The organism is Hyphobacterium lacteum (genome assembly GCF_036330345.1).
Classification (GTDB): domain Bacteria; phylum Pseudomonadota; class Alphaproteobacteria; order Caulobacterales; family Maricaulaceae; genus Hyphobacterium; species Hyphobacterium lacteum.
Window position 1 is genome coordinate 48,977 of record NZ_JAZDRP010000002.1, and the last position, 20,159, is coordinate 69,135.

Consider the following 20,159-nt stretch of genomic DNA (forward strand, 5'->3'; position numbering starts at 1 on the left):
CTATGTCTTACGAACAAGTCAGCACAACTGTTACATATTGGAATAGATCGGCCCCTGCCCGCCTTCCGGCGTGGTCCAGTCGATGTTCTGGTTCGGATCCTTGATGTCGCACGTCTTGCAGTGAACGCAGTTCTGCGCGTTGATCACGAAGTTCCGCTCGCCGGAATTCTCATCCTCGACCCATTCATAAACGCCGGCCGGGCAATAGCGGCTGGACGGGCCGGCAAAGACCTCCCATTCGCTGGATTTCTGCAGCGCGGGATCCGCCAGTTTCAAATGGATGGGCTGGTCTTCCTCGTGATTGGTGTTCGAGATGAACACCGAAGACAGCCGGTCGAACGTCAGCACACCGTCCGGCTTGGGATAGTCGATCTTCTTGTACTTGTCGGCAGGCTCCAGAGAGGCGGCATCGCTCTTGCCGTGCTTCATCGTCCCGAACAGCGAGAAGCCGCCAAGGATGTAATTCATCCACATGTCCATCCCGCCCAGCATGATGCCAAGGAAGGTGCCGAATTTCGACCAGAGCGGCTTTACATTGCGGACCAGCTTCAGATCCTTGGCCACCCAGGAATTCTCGTAAGCTGTCTGGTATTCGGACAGTTCATCGCCCTGACGGCCTGACTGGACGGCAGCAAAGACACTTTCCGCCGCCAGCATGCCGGTCTTCATGGCGTTATGACTGCCCTTGATACGCGGCACATTCACGAAGCCGGCCGAACACCCGATCAGCGCCCCGCCCGGGAAAGCCAGTTTCGGCACCGACTGGAACCCGCCTTCGGTAATGGCGCGCGCACCGTATTCAAGCCGCTCGGCGCCTTCGAACAGGTCGCGGATTTCGGGGTGGGTCTTCATCCGCTGGAATTCCTCAAAGGGCGAGATCCAGGGATTCTTGTAGTTGAGGTGCACCACAAAACCGACCGACACCAGATTATCACCCCAGTGATAAAGGAAGCTGCCGCCACCGGTATTATTGTCCAGCGGCCAGCCCATTGTGTGCTGGACCGTGCCCGGCTTGTGCTTCTCCGGCTTCACGCGCCACAGCTCTTTGAGCCCGATGCCGAATTTTTGCGGATCACGCCCCTCGCCCAGATTGAAGCGATCCATCAATTTCTTGGCGACCGACCCGCGCGCGCCCTCGCCGATCAGCGTATACTTGCCACGCAGCTCCATGCCCGGCTGATAGCCATCCTTGTGGCTGCCATCGCGGGCAACACCGAAATCGCCGGTGACCACGCCTTTGACGACGCCATCTTCCTCGATGAAGTTCGCCGCCGGGAATCCGGGATAGATCTCCACGCCCAGCGCCTCGGCCCGCTCGCCCAGCCATTTGCAAACCGCCCCCAGCGAACCGGTGTAGCAGCCATGATTGGTCATGAAGGGCGGGAAGGCGAAATTCGGGAAGCGGAAGCTGGAATGTTCCGATAGCGCCAGGAAGATATCGTCCTTCACCTCGGTGGTCAGCGGACAACCCTGCTCCTTCCAGTCCGGAATGAGCTCGTTCAGCGCCTTGGGATCGACAACCACGCCGGACAGGATATGCGCCCCGACCTCGGCGCCCTTCTCCAGAACGGCGACCGATATCTCGGCCCCGGCCTCAGCGGCCAGCTGTTTCAGCCGGATCGACGCGGCCAGTCCGGCCGGCCCCGCTCCGACGATAATGACGTCATATTCCATCGACTCGCGCTGAATATCGTCTGACATTTCCTGGCTGCTCCCTTGCCCCGCAGTCTTTCGCTTTGTGATGTTTCTGTCTTAGCTTAGCTCTTCTGTCACAGCTAGGGCGCGATGAAGCGCCATCCAGGGTCCACACCGAATGCCTGCCACCGATACGCGATCCGAGGCGATGAAAGCCCTCACCTCCTGGTGGGAGGATATGGGTATCGAGGCTGAATCTGTGGTCCCGGAAAAGAAGGCGGCAAAGCCGGCCCTGCGCCAGCCCGACCCGCTGAAGGACCAGCCCAAGCCCGCCATCGCCACACCGCAGGCGGCCCAGGCCGCCGGCTTCGGTCAGGCCGAGGGCGATCCGATGGATGCCCGCAAAGCGGTCGCCAAGGCCAATTCGCTGGACGAGCTGAAAGCCGCAATTGAAGGCTTTGATGGCTGCGCCCTGAAACGCACCGCTCGCAACACCGTCTTCGCGCGAGGCAATCCGCAGGCCCCGATCATGATTGTCGGCGAAGCCCCGGGCCGTGACGAGGACGAGCAGGGCAAGCCTTTTGTCGGCAAGTCCGGCCAGCTGCTGGACCGGATGATCCGCGCCTCCGGCCTCGATCCGGAAACCGATGTCTATATCTCCAACATCCTCAACTGGCGCCCGCCGGGCAATCGCACCCCCTCGACCGAGGAGATTGCCGTCTGCCTGCCGCTGATCGAGCGGCATATCGCGCTGGTTCATCCCAAGGTGCTGGTCTTTGCCGGCGGCGTCTCGGCGCAGGCGCTGTTGCGGGCCACCACCGGCATCATGAAACTGCGCGGCCGCTGGTCGGAATACCGCATCAAGGATGCCGAGGGAGAACCGGGCGAGCATGTCGACGCCATGCCCCTCTTCCACCCGGCCTATCTCCTCCTCCGCCCGCAGGAAAAGGGCCGCGCCTGGCGCGACTGGCTGGAAGTGGTGAAACGCGTGGAGGGGGCGTAACCCCCTCACCCTGACCGCTCATCGCTTCGCGAATTCGCGCTCCTCCCTCTCCCTCGAGGGAGAGAGAAAGGGTGCGAGGCAAAGCGAGACAAACCAAAAAGGCCGACCCCGCCTTACAATCCATGCCGGCCAGTCTTTCGTGCGCGCAATCGGCGTGGCGGTGACGCTTGCGGCTGATTGGCTCGGGGCGTGCCGGTGGAAATTGCGCAACTGGGTCCCTGCTTTCGCAGGGATGACGGGTGTGTGGATATCAACATCACAAGTTCTTGATTTGTTCTTTTCCTAGGAACATAATCCTGAGCATGACCAAAGCCCCCCGCACGCCCCCTTGCATTCACACCGATCTGGTCGGTGATCCGCTGCCCCAGCCCTTGCAACCCAGGGGCAGAGGCGCGCGCTCGAACCGGACCAACCGCTTCGAGGACAAGGCCTATGAACCCTTCGACGATGGCTGGCGCGACAGCGACCCGGAACCGCAGCAGCTGCGCACGGTGACCCTGATCGATGCGTCCCGCTCCATCGTCACACGCAATCATTCGCCGGACATTTCCTTCAATCTCTCGATCAATCCCTATCGCGGCTGCGAGCATGGCTGCGTCTATTGCTATGCCCGCCCCAGCCACGCCTATTGGGGCTATTCGCCCGGCCTCGATTTCGAGAGCGTGATCTTCAAGAAGCCCGAGGCCGCGCGCCTGCTGGAGCGCACCTTCCTCGACCGGCATTACCGGCCCGAACCGATTGTCATCGGCGCCAATACCGATTGCTATCAGCCGATCGAGCGTACCGAAGAGATCACCCGCGACCTCCTCAAGGTCTGCGCCGCTTTCAGCCATCCGGTCAGCGTGATCACCAAGTCGGCCCTGATCCTGCGCGATCTCGATATCATTGCGCCTATGGCCAAGAAGGGCCTGTTCCGCGCCGCGATCTCCATCACCACGCTGGACCGCCGCCTGGCGAGGGACATGGAGCCGCGCGCGGCCACGCCCGGCCGCCGGCTGGAGGCAGTCAAGCAGCTGGCCGAAGCCGGCGTGCCCGTCACCGTCATGGCCGCCCCGATGATCCCGGCGCTGAATGACCGCGAACTGGAAGCGATATTACAGGCCGCCGCCGAGGCCGGTGCCATCTCTGCCGGCTATGTGCTTCTTCGTCTGCCGATGGAGATCAAAGGCCTGTTCAAGGAATGGCTGGCAACCACACGGCCGGATGCGGCCTCGCATGTCATGTCGCTGGTGCGTCAGACCCGTGGCGGCGAGGAATATGATTCAGCCTTTGGCAAACGCCAGCGCGGCGATGGCCCCTATGCCCGCCTGCTGGCCAGCCGCTTCCGCAAGGCGATCGAGCGTTTCGGCCTGAAGACAAAGGGCCCCGGCCTGCGCTGTGATCTGTTCGAACGCCCCCTCGCCCGCGGCAATCAGGGGAGTTTGTTTTGACTTTTCTTCCCCTCACCCTGCACATCCACCTTCCTGTCGGAAGCTGAATGCGCTTCCCTCTCCCTCGAGGGAGAGGGGGAAATGGCAAACACCATCGCCGGCATCGATGAAGCAGGCCGCGGGCCGCTGGCCGGGCCGGTCGTGGCGGCAGCGGTCATCCTGCGCGAGCCCATCGACGGGCTGAATGATTCCAAGCAATTGAGCGAAAAGCGCCGGCTGGCCCTGGCCGCACAGATCCGTGAGACCGCACTTGTCGGCGTCGGCATTGCCGAGCCGGAGGAGATCGACCGGATCAACATCCTGCAGGCCACCATGACCGCCATGCGCCGCGCCGCGCTGAATCTTGGCGAAGTACCGGCTGAATTCCTGATCGATGGCAATCGCACACCCGAAGGCCTGCCGGCAGCCGCCCGCTTCATCATCGGCGGCGACGCGCTGGAACCGGCAATTTCCGCCGCCTCCATCATCGCCAAGACGCTGCGCGATGATCTGATGATCCGCGCTGCCGAGCGCTATCCCGCCTATGGCTTTGAAGGGCATAAGGGCTATGGTGCCCGCACCCATCTGGACGCGATTGCCGCCCACGGACCCTGCCCGATCCACCGCATGAGCTTCTCGCCCATGCGCCAACCCGCACTTGTTTAACCCGTCATTAGGGCTGCACAGGCGATTCTTGGCTGCTAAGGTGGTCCTATGGGTGGAGTATAGCGGTGCGGGAAAAGCTACCGGTCAACCAGATTTTGCAAGGCGAATGCGTGGAAATCATGCGTACGCTGCCGGACGAGTGCATCGATCTCATCTTTGCCGATCCGCCCTATAATCTGCAGCTTGGCGGCGATCTGCATCGCCCCGACAATTCAAAGGTTTCGGCTGTCGACGCCGAATGGGACCAGATCGGCGATCACGACGATTACGACCTCTTCTCCTGTGCCTGGATGGAAGAGGCGCGCCGCATATTGAAGCCGAATGGCGCCATCTGGGTGATGGGCGCCTATCACAATATTTTCCGGCTCGGCACCTTCCTGCAGGACATGGGCTTCTGGATCATGAATGACGTGATCTGGCGAAAGACCAATCCGATGCCGAACTTCAAGGGCACGCGCTTTACCAACGCGCACGAAACCCTGATCTGGGCGGCCAAGACCAAGGATGCCAAGCCGACCTTCAACTATGCCGCCATGAAGGCGCTGAATGATGGTGTGCAAATGCGCTCCGACTGGGTGCTGCCAATCTGTTCAGGCGGCGAGCGCATCAAGGCCAGCGATGGCAAGAAGGCGCACCCGACCCAGAAGCCGGAAGCCCTGTTGCACCGCGTCCTGCTGGCAACCTCCGATCCGGGCGACATCATCCTCGATCCCTTCTTCGGCACCGGCACGACGGGCGCGGCGGCCAAGCGGCTGGGCCGGAAATATATCGGCATCGAGCGCGAAACAGACTATGTGCAGGTGGCGACCGAGCGGCTGGAAGCGATCCGCCCTGCGGCCGATCAATCCCTCGCCGTCACCCGTTCCAAGCGCGCCGAACCACGCATTCCCTTTGGAAACCTGGTCGAGCGCGGCATGGTGAAGCCGGGCGACATGCTCTACGATTCCAAGGGCAAGCGTACGGCACGCGTCCGCGCCGATGGCTCCATCATTTCCGGCCGGGTCGAAGGCTCTATCCACAAGGTGGGCGCCGAAATCCAGAACGCTCCGTCCTGCAATGGCTGGACCTTCTGGCACGTCCGCAAGAAGGGTGGTCTGATGCCGATCGACACGCTGCGGGCGGAAATCCGCGCCGCGATGGAAGCCTAGAGCCCGCTACAGCGCTCCCAGCACCGCTTTCTTCATCAGGCTCGGCAAGGCCAACTGATCGACATCCCCGAGCGCATGCCACCCACCCTCATCGGGCTCCCAGCCTGTGGGCGCTTCAGCACGCCACATCGCCATCTCCAGCGAGAAATGCGTGAAGACATGGCTGATAATGGCCCGCTTCGCCCATTGAACATCCAGTGGCGCGGCAGCACGCGCTCTGGTCAGTGACCATTTTTCCGTGCGCCATTCGGTTGAGGGCACTTCCAGCATCCCGCCCAGCAGGCCCCTGGAGGGCCGTTTGCGCAGCCAGATCGTTTCACCCCGGAAAACCGCAAAGCCCACCGCGTGCTTGTGCGGTTTCGCCACTTTCGGTGCCTTGACCGGGTAGGCTTCCGGATGGCCCTCCGCCCGGGCCGCACAAGCAAAGCTCCACGGACAGCCCGCGCAATCCGGTTTGCGCGGTGTGCACACTGTGGCACCCAGATCCATGATCGCCTGGGCATAATCACCGGGCCGTCCGGGGTCCGCGATCTCTGCTGCGATCTGCCGGATCTCTGGCTTCGACGTCTTCACCGGTTCGGGGATGGTGCACAGCCGGGTGATCACCCGCTCGACATTGCCGTCGACAACGCTGGCGGGCAGATCAAATGCCGCCGCCCGGATGGCCGCAGCCGTGTAGGCACCAATACCCGGCAAGGCGAGCAAATCCTTTTCCGCTTCCGGAAACACACCGCCTGCTGCCGAAACCGCCCTGGCACAGGCGATAAGATTACGGGCGCGGGCGTAATATCCCAGCCCCGCCCAGGCGGCGAGCACCTCATCTTCATCCGCCGCGGCGAGATCATGCACGCTCGGCCAGCGGTCGAGAAATTTGAAATAATAGGGCGTCGCATGCGGAACTGTGGTCTGCTGCAGCATGATTTCGGACAGCCAGACAGCATAGGGATCGGCAATCTGCCCGGCCGCGCGCGCTTCGGGCCGGATCCGCCACGGCAGATCGCGTCCTTCGGCATCATACCAGTCCAGCAGCGAGTGGCGCAGCTTTTCGATGGGCAGGTCTCTCACCGGTTTCATGGCGATGTAACTTGTCTTCGATTGCCCGTCAGGCAACGATAATTCACATGAGCCGATCGAAAGACACTTCGCTGGAAACCCTGGCTGCGCGTTATCTACGCGACCGGCGCGGGCGCGCCGCCATCAAGGGTGCGCCGCCGGCGGGCCGGGCCGCTGCGAAAGTGCTGAAGCCATTGTCGGACAAATTCGGGCCGAGCACCGACCGTCTGGCCGAGAACTGGAAAGATATTGTCGGTGAGCGCCTGGCAGACTGGACAGCGCCGGAAGCCATTCGCGGCGGCGTGCTCTATGTGATCGCCCGGGGGCCGGCCGGCACGCTGATCGAGGCGGACGCACCCCGCATTCTCGAGCGGATCAAGCCGCTGGCGGGCCGCTCCGCTCCCACACGATTGCGGGTCAGGCAGGGTGAGCCGAGAAAGCTGACGGGTGCCGGACACACACAGTCGAACCGGGAAGTGCCGTCAAACGTGCAGGAAAAGGTGGAGATCGACCCGGATGCGCGTCTATCTTCGGCATTGAACAGATTTGAGCGGGCGCGGGAGCGCCGCGAACGGGGAGAATAACAAGATGAAGTTTTCGCGTCGGGTATTTACAGCGTCCGCGATTACCGCTGCGGCATTCCTTTCGGCCTGCGGAGGCGGGTCCTCGTCCGGCGGTGGCGGCGCCACGCAGTATGAACGTTCCGGCGATCGCGCCATCGGTTCGGCCGAGGCTCCGGTCACGGTGATCGAATATGCCTCGACCTCCTGCCCGCACTGCGCCGAGTTCCACGAAGAAGTCTATCCGGCCATCGAGGAGAATTTCATCGAGACCGGCCAGGTCCGTTTCGTATTCCGCGAGATGCTGACCGGCTCTCCCAGCCTGGCCATGGCGGGTTTCATGCTGGCGCGCTGCGCACCGGAAGACCGCTATTTTGATACGATCGACCTTCTGTTCGAACAGCAGCAGGCCATTTTCCAGTCCGCACAGAGCCCCAACGGGCCGCGCGGCGAGTTCTGGAATATCGCCCAGACGGTCGGCCTGTCGCGTGACGAATTCAACGCCTGCATCACCAATGCCGAGCTGCGCCAGGCGGTCAGCGAGGCTCACGATCAGGCCATTGCAGACGGCATTGACGGTACGCCGCGTTTCATCATCAACGGCCATGTCCTCGATGCCGACCGGTCGGGTAGCCAGCTGGTCTATTTCTGGAATGGCGAGCCGCTCCGGATTGATGGTGAAACCGTGCCGGCAACGGTAGATGAGCCGACCTTCATTGCGATCCTCAACCATTTCGTGAGCGAAGCCGGTGGCGAAGCATCCATGGAGGAGCCCGCTGAAGACGCTACTTCGGAAGGCACTGAATAATGAAATTGTTGCGTATTCTTGCCCTGATCCTTCTGCCCGCCGCCCTGTTCTCCACAGCCCAGGCGCAAACGCCGCATCCGGGAGAGGAAAGAGAGGGCGACCGGGCCGTTGGCAATGTCGATGCGCCCATCCGCATGGTGGAATACGCTTCAGTGGCCTGCCCGCATTGCCGGTCATGGTATGAAAGCGTCTGGCCGGTTGTGCAGGACGAATTCATCAGCACCGGCGAGATGCGCTTCATCTACCGGGAAATGCTGACCGGTCATGTCCAGCTCGCGGCGATCGGCTTCATGATCGCCGACTGCGCGCCGGATGATCAGTATTTCAACGCGTTGCACCTTCTGTTCGAGACCCAGCAGGAGGTTTTCGGTCTGGTCCAGGAACAGCAAAGCCCGGCGCCGGTTTATTACCGCGTGGGCGAGGCTCTGGGCCTGACCCAGGAAAATGTCGATGCCTGCCTGGCCAATCCCGAGGTCCAGCAGGGCGTCATTGCCCGCCATGAACAGTCGGTCGCTGATGGCGCAGACGGCACACCGGCCTTCTTTATCAACAATTATTTGCTGACGACCGACCCGACTCCGGACGGTTTAGCCTATGTATATCATGTAGATGGCGAACCTCTGATGTTTGACGGCGAACTCGTCCCATCCACCCATGATGCAGACATGTTCCGCCGAATCATTTTGTATCTGGCCTATGAGCACGGTGAAAACACCGGCGATTAGGATGGTTTGGAACGGCAGCGACAACGCGTAGGACCGTTCTTTTGCTGACGGGGACTGCGTGGAGTTCAACTCACTCAGGCTGACAGGCTTCAAGTCTTTCGTGGATTCGACCGAGCTTTCGATCGAACCCGGCCTGACGGGCGTTATCGGGCCGAACGGCTGCGGCAAGTCCAATCTGCTTGAAGCCCTGCGTTGGGTAATGGGCGCGACATCCGCCAAATCGCTGCGCGGTTCCGGCATGGAAGACGTGATCTTCTCGGGAACGGATGCGCGTCCCTCACGAGAGCATGCCGAGGTCAAGCTGGTCATCGCCAATGACGACCGCACGGCACCGGCGCGCTTCAACGAGAACACCATTATCGAGGTTGTCCGCCGCATCGTTAGAGGCGCCGGCTCCACCTACAAGGTCAATGGCGAGGAGGTCCGGGCCAAGGATGTCCAGCTGCTGTTCGCCGATGCCGGTACCGGTGCCAATTCGCCGGCACTGGTCCGCCAGGGTCAAATCAGCGAGCTGATCAATGCCAAGCCGGAAAACCGCCGCCGCGTGCTGGAAGAAGCCGCTGGCGTTTCGGGCCTGCGGGCGCGCCGTCATGAAAGCGAGCTACGCCTGAAAGCGGCCGAATCAAATCTCGACCGCTTGCAAGATGTGATCGACGAGCTGGAAAGCCGTCAGAACGATCTTCAGCGCCAGTCCCGGCAGGCTGCCCGCTATCGCAAGCTCTCCGCCGATATCCGTTCGCTGGAAGCCGCGCTCTGGCTGCGCCGCTACCGCGATGCCGAAACCGCCGTTGAAACGGCGGTCGAAGCTCTGCGCGCGTCTGATTCGGTGGCCACCGAGGCTGCCGAAAAAGCCGCCGCTGCCAGCGTTCAGGCCGAACAGGCCGCCGCCGGACTTGAACCGGCCCGTCAGGCGGAAGCCGAAGCCAGCGCTGCCCTGCGCCGGATCGAACGCGAACGTGACACGCTGGACCGTGATGCCGCTGATGCCGAACGCCATGTCGAATCGCTTGAACAGCGCTTGCGCGATCTGGCCGCACAGATCGAACGCGAAGGCCTTATCGGTGAGGATGCAGAGGCCGCAATCGAACGGATTCGCGTCGCCATTGCCGCGCTTGAAGCTGAAGCCGAGGGTGAAACCGCTGCTCTGGAAGCTGCGGCAACGCGTCGGGACGAGGTTGCTGCGGAACTGGATGCCAGACGGACCGAATTCGATGCGGCAGCGGCAGCTTTCGCAGAGATTCGCGCCGAGCGGGAAGCGGCCACACGAAACCGCACCCAGGCCGAGCAACGCGTCTCTCGCCTGTCGCTGGAGCGCGACCGCGCCAACCAGTCCTTTGCGCTTCTGGGGTCAGGTGATGAAGGCGAACTCAACGGCATCATCACAGCCGCCGAGCAAGCCGAGAAAGATGCCGAAACCGCCCGCCAGGCCCGCGAAGCCGCCGAGGCTGATCGCCTGCTCAAGGAAGCCGGAGAGCGTGCCGCCGCCGAACCCTTGAGCGCGCTGAAAGCCGAAGCCAGCGCTCTGGAACGCGAGATCGCAACGCTGACCCGCATGCTGGAACAGGATGAGGTCGAGGACCGCGCGCTCGACAAGCTGCGCGCGAAAGCCGGTTACGAAAAAGCCCTCGGTGCGGCCCTTGGCGATGATGTCGAAGCCTCGCTGAACCCTGACGCCGCCCGGCACTGGTCGGCCAATAGTGTACGCGCCGAGGCCCTTCCGGCAGGCTGCGAGCCGCTCGGCAAGTTCGTCGAGGCGCCCTCTGTTCTGACAGCGCGTCTCGAATCGATTGGTGTCGTCGAGGCTGAACACGCGCATGAGATCGCGGCACAGCTCAAGCCCGGCCAGCGTCTGGTGACACGGGAAGGGGATCTCTGGCGCTGGGACGGTCTGGTTTCCGGAGCCGATGCACCCACGGCTGCCGCCGCTCGCCTTGAACAACGTAACCGGCTGGAGGCTGCCGAGGCCGAGAATGCCGACCTGCTAAAGCGGGTCGCTGCGGCCAATGATGCGCTGGATGAAGCCTCCATGGCGCTGACGCAGGCCCGTGAACATGAGCGCGATATCCGCCGCAAGGCGAGCGAGGCCGAACAGGCGGCGCGATCGGCCCAGTCGGCAGCCGCGTCAGCCCGGGAAAAGGTGGCGCGCGACAATGAACGTCGCTCCGCCCTGTCGGCCGAAATCGACCGTCTGACATCCGAGCTGGAAGAAGCCCGCGCGGCGCTGAAACAGGCCGAAGATGCGCTGAAGGATGATGCCCGTCTTGCATCGGCTGAAACCGCTCGTGACGAGGCCAAATCGGTCGCGGATGCTGCTCGCGAAGTCTCCGACGAAGCCCGTCAGGCCTATGACGATATCGCCCGCGCGGCGGCCATGCGTACCCGGCGGATCGCCGAGCTGACCGCCGAGCGCGAGGACTGGCAGAAGCGTTCCGGCGAAGCCCGGGAGCGTCTGGATGCGCTTGCCGGGACGCGCACAGAGATCGAGACCCAGCTGGAAGCTGCCCGCTCCAGGCCGGGAGAAATCCGCGCGCGTCTGGCGAATATTGCGGAAACCCTGACCGAAGCCTCCCGGCTCGCCGATGAAGCCCGCGACAAGGCCCTCGCCGTGGAAGCTGCCGCCAAGGGCTCGGACGCCGAAGCCCGGGCAGCCGAACGCGAAGCCTCGACGGCGCGCGAACGCCGCGCCGCTGACGAAGCCCGCCTGGCCGGTGCCCGCGAACGACTCGATGAAACCGATTCCCGCCTGCGCGAAGCCACCGGCGAAACCGCGAAAGTGCTGGCCGAAAGGGTCGATGAGAAATTCGAGGAACTCGATCTCGATTCGCTCGATCAGAAACTGGATTCGGCCCGCCAGTCGCGTGAACGCCTGGGCGCAGTGAATCTGCGCGCTGACCAGGAAGCCGAGGAATTGCAGGCCAAGCGCGAGGAGCTGACTACAGAGCGGGACGATCTGCTGGCCGCCATCGACCGGCTTCGCAAGGGCATTGATGCGCTTTCCCGCGAAGGCCGCGCCCGCCTGCTGGAAGCCTTCGAGCAGATTGATGCCAATTTCCGGCAATTGTTCGAAACCCTGTTTGAGGGCGGATCTGCCGAGCTGGCCCTGACGGAAAGCGATGATCCGCTGGAAGCCGGTCTGGAAATCTTCGCCTGCCCGCCGGGCAAGAAGATGGAGCGTATGTCGCTGATGTCGGGTGGCGAGCAGGCGCTGACTGCTTCTGCCCTCATCTTTGCCGTCTTCCTGTCCAATCCGGCCCCGGTCTGCGTACTCGACGAGGTTGATGCTCCACTGGACGATGCGAATGTCGACCGTTTCTGCCGGATGCTGGATGAAATGCGCCGCCTGACGGCCACGCGTTTCCTCGTGATCACCCACAACCCGCTGACCATGTCGCGCATGGACCGGCTCTATGGCGTCACCATGGCGGAACGCGGTGTTTCGCAGCTGGTTTCGGTCGATCTCGCACGTGCAGAACAACTGATTGCCGCAGAATAATATTTTCTGTTTAATATCAATAACTTGACATCCGCACAGGTGCGCTTGACTTGCCATCCCCCCTTGTCTAGCTTGCGCGCGCTTTCCGGGGGTCCGGGGAGCACCTGATCACTATGTCTGACAACGACGATCCAGACCGGAGCCAACCTGACGCTCAACTTGCCGAATTCGAGAAGCGGCTGAACGCCAAACTCGAAGCCCGGCGGGCACAGGAAAGCAAGTATGACCGACCCAATTCGAACGGATGGGCCATCGGTTTTCGTTACGGTACGGAATTCATTGTCGGGGTTCTGGTGGGCGCCGCGCTTGGCTTTCTGGTCGATCGCTTTCTGGGAATCGCCCCCTTTGGCATCCTGATCGGGACACTAATCGGATTTGGCGCAGGCACGCTCAACGTGGTCCGCGCCGCGAAGGAACTGGGCGAGCGCTCACAGCGCTGAAATCAAGGGGCCGGACGTGGCAGACACGAACCCGATCACACAGTTTGAAATCCACGAAGTCGCCCCGCTCGAAGTGGCGGGCTTAAATCTGGCTTTCACCAATTCGGCCTTTTTCATGGTGCTGGCAACGGTTTCCGTGACGCTGCTGATGGCTCTCGCCACCAACAAGCGCGCCCTGGTGCCGGGCCGCGGCCAGTCGGTCGCCGAGATCCTTTACGGCTTCGTTGCCGACATGGTCCGCTCGTCGGCCGGAAATGAAGGCCTGCGCTTCTTCCCGTTCGTCTTCACGCTCTTTATCTTCATCCTGGCCGGCAACATGTTCGGCATGTTCCCCTACCTGCCACTGCCGATCCACGGCGTGGACAATCACGGCTTCACAATTACCAGCCACATCATCGTGACGCTGACCCTGTCCATGCTGGTCATGGCGATCGTTGTGGGTTTCGGCGTGTACAAGAACGGCTTCAACTTCCTGAAGCTCTTCGTACCGGCGGGTGTGCCGCCTGTTCTCTACATCATCGTGACGCCGATCGAGGTGATCTCTTTCCTCTCGCGTCCGATTTCGCTCTCCGTTCGTCTGTTTGCGAACATGCTGGCCGGTCACATCCTGCTGAAAGTGTTCGCCGGCTTTATTGTGATGCTGATTGCCACCGAATCCGCCATGGGTCTGGTTGGTATCCTTCCCTTCTTCATGGTTGTTGGCCTGACGGCGCTGGAATTCCTGGTGGCATTCCTGCAGGCATACGTCTTCGCCATCCTGACCTGCATCTATCTCAACGACGCGCTTCACCCGGCACACTAGGGCGAGGCAAGAACTTCTCACCGGACCGCTTATCAAGGAGCTCCAAAATGGAACAAGGTCTTATCGATCTCGGTAAATACATCGGCGCTGGCCTGGCTTGCCTCGGCATGCTCGGTGCCGCTATGGGCGTGGGCAACATCTTCGGATCGTTCCTGCAAGGCGCCATGCGCAACCCGGCAGCTGCCCAGCAACAATTCGGCACGCTGATCTTCGGCTTCGCCGTGACCGAAGCCCTGGGCATCTTCTCGCTGCTGATCGCCCTGCTGCTGCTGTTCGTCGTCTAATCAACGACACTTGAAATTGCCGCGGGCATCCGGCCCGCGGCACCCGGCTTTAGCTAACGGAAAGAGTCGTCCCATGACGCTCATATCCCTGATGAGTCTGGCGGTTGCGGCCGCGGAAGAAACGCACGGTGAAGAAGCCGGCGCCTTCCCGCCCTTCGACCCGACCTATTTCGCTTCCCAGATTTTCTGGCTCATCCTTTCCTTTGCGGCACTCTACTTCCTGATGTCGCGCTGGATCCTGCCGCGCATCGGCGGGATCATCGAGGAACGCCGGGACCGGATTGCCGACGACCTCGACGTGGCCCAGCAGGTCAAGACCGAGGCCGAGGAAACCCGGACCGCCTATGAGAAGGCACTGGCAGACGCGCGGGCTCGGGCTCACGCTCTGGCGGCGGAAGCCAAAGCCGAAGTCGACCGCGAGATCGCCGACGAGACCGCCGAGGTGGATGCCGAAATCGCCGCCAAGTCGGAAGAGGCCGAAAAGGCTCTGTCCGAGGCGCGCGAGAAAGCGCTGGCAGAGGTCCGCACAATTGCTGCGTCGAGCGCTGCAGAAGTGGCCAACCATCTGGCTGCCCTGTCGCTGACCGATAAGGACGCGGAAAAAGCCATCGCTGCGATGGACAAGGACTAGGGGGCCGTCATGATCGGATATCTTCTCGCCGACACCTCCTTCTGGGCCATGCTGGGCGTGGTTATCTTTTTCGGGGTGATCATCTACTTCAAGGTGCCGGGCATGATCACCCGGCAGCTGGATGATCGCGCCAGCAAGATCAGCAATGATCTAGACGAAGCGCGCCGTATGCGTGAGGAAGCCCAGGAATTGCTGGCCAGCTTCCAGCGCAAGCAGCGCGAGGCCGAAGCCGAAGCGGAAGCCATCATCGAACAGGCCAAGGCGGACGCCAAGAATCTGCGCGAGGAATCACGCGCCGAGCTGGCCGCCCGCCTCGAGCGCCGCACGGCCATGGCCGAGCAGCGTATCGCTCAGGCCGAAGCGCACGCCGTCGCAGAAGTGAAAGCGTTGGCCGCCGATCTGGCGACTGATGCCGCTGCCAAGCTGATTTCGGATAATCTGAAAAAGGCCGATCACGCCAAGCGGATCAAGGATGATCTGGCGGATCTTGAAGGCAAGCTGAACTAGGCCTCACCATCAGAATTGACAAAGCCCCGCGAAAGCGGGGCTTTTTTTATTCCGGGCGGGTCGGGTTTTCGTCCTCGTCCTTGTCGCCGAACAATTTGCGGACCCTTTGCCAGAGACCGGGGTGGCGCTTGAGGAAGCCTGTGATCACGCGATGAGCTCTTGCGGAACTGCCTGCCAGCATCAGCAGGCCGAACACGAAGAGCGGCAAGCCCACCGGTACAAAAGGCGTCACGATTGCCAAGGGCAGGGAGATGAACATCAACGCCAGTCCGAGCGCGACGCCAATCATGCGCAGGACGGTGACGATCACACCACCGATCGGCCCCCTGCTCATATTGTTCAGCGTCTCATTCATCTGGCGACATAACTCCCGGACCTCAGATGTGGGTCTGATTAGTCGAAGCTCAAGCCCCCCGATAGGGCCTCACCGACACAATGGCAGTGAAAAACGGCGAAATTCTGTGGGTTTCAAGACTTTGTCATCGGCGGAATCACAGCTTAACTGCTAGCAGTGGTGACGGGCAAAGCCCGGTCGCAGGAGTTTTTCGATGGCTGCACGCCAACTGACCTCGATCCAGGTCCTGCGGGGCCTTGCCGCTCTGGGCGTGGTAATCGGCCATCTCTGGCAGATTGAGGTCCGGTTTCTCGGGGACGAACTGAGTTCATCCACTTTCCTCATCGGCTTTGCCGGTGTGGATCTGTTTTTCGTTCTGTCCGGCTTCGTCATGGTGCATGTGACACGGGATTTCGTGCCCGGCCCGCGGAATAATGCCTATTTCCTCTACAAGCGGATCACGCGGATCTACCCGCCCTACTGGGTGTTTACGGCGCTGATGCTGCTGGCCATATTTCTGGGCCCCAACACGAGTGGTGAGCCTTTCGATCCTTCGGTTTTGCCGCCATCACTCCTGTTGCTGCCGCAGGCGAAACTGCCGGTTCTGGCCGTTGGCTGGACGCTGGTTCACGAGATGTATTTCTATCTCGTCTTTACTGCCTTGCTGTTTCTGCCCCGACATTGGCTGATCCCGGCGCTCGCGGCCTGGCTCGGTGTGATTGTGGCAGGCACCTATTTCGGGCTTCTGCGGCAAAACCCCACCACCATCCTCCTGCTCAACCCGTTGACCGTGGAATTCCTGCTGGGAGCCGCCATTGCCTATTTCCAGCCGCGGCTTCCTGGCTGGGCGTCCCTGGCAGCGATCGGGGCGGGCATTCTCGGCCTGGCGGCCACCGCTATCACCCTCTACCCCTTTGCCATCGAGACCTTCCCGGCCTACTGGACGCGCCTTCTGGTCTTCGGGCTTCCCGTTACACTCATCGTGCTGGGCACGGTCCAGTTCGAGCCTGAAACCCCCTCACCGCTCTATCAGGCCCTGGTCAAGCTAGGGGACTGGTCCTACAGCCTCTACCTCGGACACCTGATCTTCCTCGCCGCCGGTGCCTATATCTGGAATCTGCTGATTCCGGATATCGGCTGGATCGACAATCTGGCGATGATGGTGCTCGGCGTTGCCGGCTGCATCATTGCAGCAGGGCTGACCTACACCTTCATAGAGCAACCCCTGCTTGCCGCCACCCGGCGGCTCGGCCACAGGCTATTCCGGAACTGATCTGTGCGCGGGCAGTTAAGCCCGATCAGCAGGACTGACGGCGCCAGTTTACGGCGCCGTCATCATTCCTATTCCGCAGCGTCCGCGACCGGCGGTGTCCAGCGCAGAACCGGCTGACGGGCCGCCAGCGTTTCATCCAGCCGCCGCATCGGCGCGTGGACCGGTGCCGCACGGAAACGATCGGCTTCACCGGCCTTTGCCGCTTCTGTCAGACCCCGCAGCACATCGCAGAACCGGTCGAGACCCGATTTCGACTCGGTCTCGGTCGGTTCGATCAGCATTGCCCCGTGAACAACCAGCGGGAAATACATGGTCATCGGGTGATAGCCCTCGTCGATCATCGCCTTGGCGAAATCGAGCGTGGTGACACCGGTATCCTTGAGGAAACGGTCGTCAAACAGGGCTTCGTGCATGCAGGTACCTTCGAACGCCGGCGTCATCACATCCTTCAGCGAAGCGAGGATGTAATTGGCGTTGAGAACGGCGTCCTCGGAAGCCTGCTTCAGGCCATCCGAGCCATGGCTCATCATGTAGGTCAGGGCGCGAGTGAACATGCCCATCTGACCGTGGAAGGCGGTCATGCGGCCGAACGGCGTGGCGCCCGTCCCGTCCACATCGCACTCGTTCTCGGCCATTTTCAGCGATGCACCATCCTTGGTCTTCACCACGAAGGGCAGTGGTGCGAAGGGCGCCAGCGCTTCGGAGAAAACCGTCGGACCGGAACCCGGACCGCCACCGCCATGCGGGGTGGAGAAGGTCTTGTGCAGATTGATGTGCATCGCATCAATGCCCAGATCGCCTGGGCGCACCCGGCCGACAATGGCGTTGAAGTTCGCGCCGTCACAGTAGAAATAGCCGCCCGCCTCGTGGATCAGATCGGCAATCTCGCGGATATCCCGCTCGAACAGGCCACACGTATTGGGGTTGGTCAGCATGATGCCGGCGACATCATCGCCCAGCTTCGCCTTGAAAGCCTCCATGTCGACCCGGCCGGTTGCATCTGCCGGAATGGCATCACAATAAAAGCCGCACTGCACAGCCGTCGCCGGATTGGTCCCGTGAGCCGATTCCGGCACCAGGACGCGGCGGCGGTTCTTTTCACCTCGCGCATCCAGAGCGGCACGTATCGCCAGCATGCCGCACAGCTCGCCATGGGCGCCGGCTTTCGGGCTCATCGCCACCGCCGGTGTGCCCGTCAGCACCATCAGCCAGCGGGCCAGCTCCTCGATCAGCTTGTAGGCGCCCTGCACCGTCTGTTCCGGCTGCAGGGGATGAACATCGGCAAAGCCCGGCAGGCGGGCCATTTTCTCGTTGAGGCGGGGATTGTGCTTCATCGTGCACGAACCCAGCGGATAAAGGCCCAGATCGATCGCGTAATTCTTGCGCGACAGGCGCACATAATGGCGCATCGCCTCCGGCTCGGAGAGACCCGGCAGTCCGATAACGCCTTTCCGCTCGACATTGCCGAGGCGCGATTGCGTACCTTTCGGTTCCGGCAGATCGACACCGGTCACATCCAGTGAGCCGCGCTCGAACAATAGCGGTTCAGCCTGTTCCAGGCCGCGCGAACCCGAGAGCGTGTCATCATAAGCGCCTGGGTCGACATCCTGCGCCAGGCGCGTCGGACGGCCTTGTGTGTTCATTCCCATCACAACACCTCCCGCAGGGCGGTCTCGAAGGCCGCGAGGTCATCATCGGAATTGGTCTCGGTCGCCGCGACAATGAGGATATCCTCCAGTTCGCCCGGATAGAGGCGCGAAGCGGCAATCCCGCCCAGAACGCCCTTCTCGACCAGTGCATCCAGCACGCCGGCGGCCGGCTTCGGCAGGCGCAGCGCAAACTCGTTGAAGAAACTGTCTGTCACCAGTTCGACACCATCGATGGATGACAGCCGGTCCGCCAGATCGCAGGCCGTTTCGTGGTTGATCCGGGCCAGACGGGTCAGCCCTTTCTCGCCCAGCAGCGTCATGTGGATGGTGAAGGCCAGCGCGCACAGGCCGGAATTGGTACAGATGTTGGACGTCGCCTTGTCGCGGCGGATATGCTGTTCCCGCGTCGATAGCGTCAGCACATAGCCGCGGCGGCCATCGGCATCCACCGTCTCGCCGGCCAGACGGCCCGGCAGATTGCGGATAAAATTACGATCATTCTTGCAGGCAAACAGTCCAACATAAGGCCCGCCGAAATTGAGGCCGACACCAATGCCCTGGCCTTCGCCCACGGCAATATCCGCGCCCATCTCACCTGGCGACTTTACCAGGCCCAGCGATACCGGCTCGGTAAAGACGGAAATCACCAGCGCGCCATGCTGGTGCGCCTTCTCGGCAATGTCGGTCAGATCGTGCAGGCGGCCGAACACATCCGGCGTCTGGATCACCACACAGGCGGTTTCATCATCGATCAGCTCGGCGATCCCCGCGAGACCGGAAAGGTCCGGCGCAGAGGATACGATATCGATGTCCATATACTTCGCGGTCGTCCGCGTCGTGGCGGCATAGTGCGGATGCAGCGAACCGGCCAGAACGGCCTTTTTGCGCTTGGTCACGCGGGCCGCCATCAGAACCGCCTCGCCGCAAGCGGTCGAGCCGTCATACATGGAGGCATTGGCCACATCCATGCCGGTCAGGAGCGCCACCTGGGTCTGGAATTCAAACAGGGTCTGAAGCGTGCCCTGGCTGATTTCCGGCTGGTAAGGCGTATAGGCGGTCAGGAATTCCGACCGCTGGATGAGATGGTCCACCGTCGCCGGCACATGGTGCTTGTAGGCCCCTGCCCCGACAAAGAAAGGCACGCTGGACGCCGGCGTGTTTTCCGCCGCCATTTTCGACAGGGCGCGTTCAACCTGCAGCTCGGTCTGGTGAGCGGGCAGGTCCACCGGCCCGTCCAGGCGCGCGGCTTCCGGCACGTCGGTAAACAAAGCATCGATCGACGTAACGCCAATCTTGCTCAGCATGGCCTGCCGGTCTTCCGGCGTCAGCGGGAGATATCTCATCCGGTAGTTCCTTTGATCAGGAAATGTGCGCCTTGTAGGCGGCTTCATCCATCAGCGCGTCGAGCTGGGATTTATCCGACAGCTTCAGCTTCACAAACCAGCCCGCACCATCCGGGCTTTCATTGACCTTTTGCGGTTCACCCTCGAGGTCGCCGTTGACGGCGGTCACTTCGCCGGAGACCGGCGCATAGACTTCCGAAGCAGCCTTGACCGATTCAACGACAGCCATCTCGTCGCCCTGGCCGAAACTGGCTCCGACTTCCGGCAATTCGACGAAAACGACATCGCCCAGCTGCTCGGCCGCATAGGCGGTGATGCCGACTGTGGCCTCATCGCCCTCGACTTTTACCCATTCATGATCCTTGGTGAATTTCACGCTCATGGCGTCCTCCCCTG

General features: G+C 62.0%; 20 protein-coding genes. 14 read left to right on the top strand and 6 right to left on the bottom strand.

What is annotated here, in order from left to right:
* Positions 1-30 precede the first annotated feature (30 nt).
* Positions 31-1,701, bottom strand: a complete 1,671-nt coding sequence (locus V0U79_RS02765) for an electron transfer flavoprotein-ubiquinone oxidoreductase (protein ID WP_330197936.1) — start codon at positions 1,699-1,701, stop codon at positions 31-33.
* 112 nt (positions 1,702-1,813) lie between these two features.
* Here V0U79_RS02765 and V0U79_RS02770 point away from each other — a divergent pair, with 112 nt between their 5' ends.
* The 4 genes from V0U79_RS02770 (at position 1,814) to V0U79_RS02785 (ending at position 5,861) form a co-directional block, all read left to right on the top strand.
* Positions 1,814-2,638, top strand: a complete 825-nt coding sequence (locus V0U79_RS02770) for a uracil-DNA glycosylase (protein WP_330197937.1) — start codon at positions 1,814-1,816, stop codon at positions 2,636-2,638.
* Between the two features lie 302 nt (positions 2,639-2,940).
* Positions 2,941-4,068 carry a PA0069 family radical SAM protein gene (locus tag V0U79_RS02775; protein ID WP_330197938.1) on the top strand — a complete coding sequence of 376 codons (1,128 nt, stop codon included), beginning with the start codon at positions 2,941-2,943 and terminating at the stop codon, positions 4,066-4,068.
* A gap of 81 nt (positions 4,069-4,149) precedes the next feature.
* On the top strand, positions 4,150-4,713 hold the full coding sequence (gene rnhB, locus V0U79_RS02780) for a ribonuclease HII (RefSeq protein ID WP_330197939.1): 564 nt from the start codon (positions 4,150-4,152) through the stop codon (positions 4,711-4,713).
* Positions 4,714-4,832: 119 nt separating this feature from the next.
* Positions 4,833-5,861: a site-specific DNA-methyltransferase gene (locus V0U79_RS02785; RefSeq protein ID WP_373696432.1), complete on the top strand. Its 1,029-nt coding sequence runs from the start codon at positions 4,833-4,835 to the stop codon at positions 5,859-5,861.
* A 6-nt stretch (positions 5,862-5,867) separates the two neighbouring features.
* Here the strand turns inward: V0U79_RS02785 and V0U79_RS02790 are convergent, their stop codons facing one another.
* Complete coding sequence (locus V0U79_RS02790) at positions 5,868-6,935, bottom strand: A/G-specific adenine glycosylase (protein WP_330197941.1); 1,068 nt, start codon at positions 6,933-6,935, stop codon at positions 5,868-5,870.
* A gap of 47 nt (positions 6,936-6,982) precedes the next feature.
* On the opposite strand from V0U79_RS02790, the gene V0U79_RS02795 reads away from it, so the two are divergent.
* From V0U79_RS02795 to V0U79_RS02835, 9 genes are all read left to right on the top strand, one after another.
* Positions 6,983-7,498: a DciA family protein gene (locus V0U79_RS02795; RefSeq protein WP_330197942.1), complete on the top strand. Its 516-nt coding sequence runs from the start codon at positions 6,983-6,985 to the stop codon at positions 7,496-7,498.
* A 4-nt stretch (positions 7,499-7,502) separates the two neighbouring features.
* Positions 7,503-8,282 (top strand): DsbA family protein, encoded by a 780-nt coding sequence (locus V0U79_RS02800; RefSeq protein ID WP_330197943.1) that lies wholly within the window; start codon positions 7,503-7,505, stop codon positions 8,280-8,282.
* On the top strand, positions 8,282-9,007 hold the full coding sequence (locus tag V0U79_RS02805; RefSeq protein ID WP_330197944.1) for a thioredoxin domain-containing protein: 726 nt from the start codon (positions 8,282-8,284) through the stop codon (positions 9,005-9,007). Before V0U79_RS02800 ends, V0U79_RS02805 begins: the two co-directional genes overlap by 1 nt.
* A gap of 58 nt (positions 9,008-9,065) precedes the next feature.
* Positions 9,066-12,500 (top strand): chromosome segregation protein SMC, encoded by a 3,435-nt coding sequence (smc, locus tag V0U79_RS02810; protein ID WP_330197945.1) that lies wholly within the window; start codon positions 9,066-9,068, stop codon positions 12,498-12,500.
* Between the two features lie 113 nt (positions 12,501-12,613).
* Positions 12,614-12,940 carry an AtpZ/AtpI family protein gene (locus tag V0U79_RS02815; RefSeq protein WP_330197946.1) on the top strand — a complete coding sequence of 109 codons (327 nt, stop codon included), beginning with the start codon at positions 12,614-12,616 and terminating at the stop codon, positions 12,938-12,940.
* Between the two features lie 16 nt (positions 12,941-12,956).
* Positions 12,957-13,742: a F0F1 ATP synthase subunit A gene (locus tag V0U79_RS02820; protein ID WP_330197947.1), complete on the top strand. Its 786-nt coding sequence runs from the start codon at positions 12,957-12,959 to the stop codon at positions 13,740-13,742.
* A gap of 47 nt (positions 13,743-13,789) precedes the next feature.
* Entirely contained in the window at positions 13,790-14,026 is a 237-nt protein-coding gene (locus tag V0U79_RS02825; RefSeq protein WP_109260931.1) for a F0F1 ATP synthase subunit C, read from the top strand.
* Positions 14,027-14,099: 73 nt separating this feature from the next.
* Complete coding sequence (locus V0U79_RS02830; RefSeq protein ID WP_330197948.1) at positions 14,100-14,657, top strand: F0F1 ATP synthase subunit B family protein; 558 nt, start codon at positions 14,100-14,102, stop codon at positions 14,655-14,657.
* Positions 14,658-14,666: 9 nt separating this feature from the next.
* A complete protein-coding gene (locus tag V0U79_RS02835; RefSeq protein ID WP_330197949.1) occupies positions 14,667-15,164 on the top strand; it encodes a F0F1 ATP synthase subunit B family protein in 498 nt (165 codons plus the stop codon).
* Positions 15,165-15,210: 46 nt separating this feature from the next.
* Here V0U79_RS02835 and V0U79_RS02840 read toward each other — a convergent pair whose 3' ends face one another.
* Complete coding sequence (locus tag V0U79_RS02840; RefSeq protein ID WP_330197950.1) at positions 15,211-15,519, bottom strand: hypothetical protein; 309 nt, start codon at positions 15,517-15,519, stop codon at positions 15,211-15,213.
* Between the two features lie 193 nt (positions 15,520-15,712).
* Here V0U79_RS02840 and V0U79_RS02845 point away from each other — a divergent pair, with 193 nt between their 5' ends.
* Positions 15,713-16,771, top strand: a complete 1,059-nt coding sequence (locus tag V0U79_RS02845) for an acyltransferase family protein (protein WP_330197951.1) — start codon at positions 15,713-15,715, stop codon at positions 16,769-16,771.
* A 68-nt stretch (positions 16,772-16,839) separates the two neighbouring features.
* On the opposite strand, the gene gcvPB is transcribed toward V0U79_RS02845, so the two are convergent.
* The 3 genes from gcvPB to gcvH are packed head-to-tail and all read right to left on the bottom strand — an operon-like array spanning position 16,840 to position 20,145.
* Entirely contained in the window at positions 16,840-18,420 is a 1,581-nt protein-coding gene (gene gcvPB / locus V0U79_RS02850; RefSeq protein ID WP_373696427.1) for an aminomethyl-transferring glycine dehydrogenase subunit GcvPB, read from the bottom strand.
* On the bottom strand, positions 18,420-19,763 hold the full coding sequence (gene gcvPA, locus V0U79_RS02855) for an aminomethyl-transferring glycine dehydrogenase subunit GcvPA (RefSeq protein WP_330197953.1): 1,344 nt from the start codon (positions 19,761-19,763) through the stop codon (positions 18,420-18,422). The genes gcvPB and gcvPA overlap by 1 nt, the downstream gene beginning before the upstream one ends.
* A 16-nt stretch (positions 19,764-19,779) precedes the next feature.
* Positions 19,780-20,145 carry a glycine cleavage system protein GcvH gene (gene gcvH, locus V0U79_RS02860; RefSeq protein ID WP_330197954.1) on the bottom strand — a complete coding sequence of 122 codons (366 nt, stop codon included), beginning with the start codon at positions 20,143-20,145 and terminating at the stop codon, positions 19,780-19,782.
* Positions 20,146-20,159 lie beyond the last annotated feature (14 nt).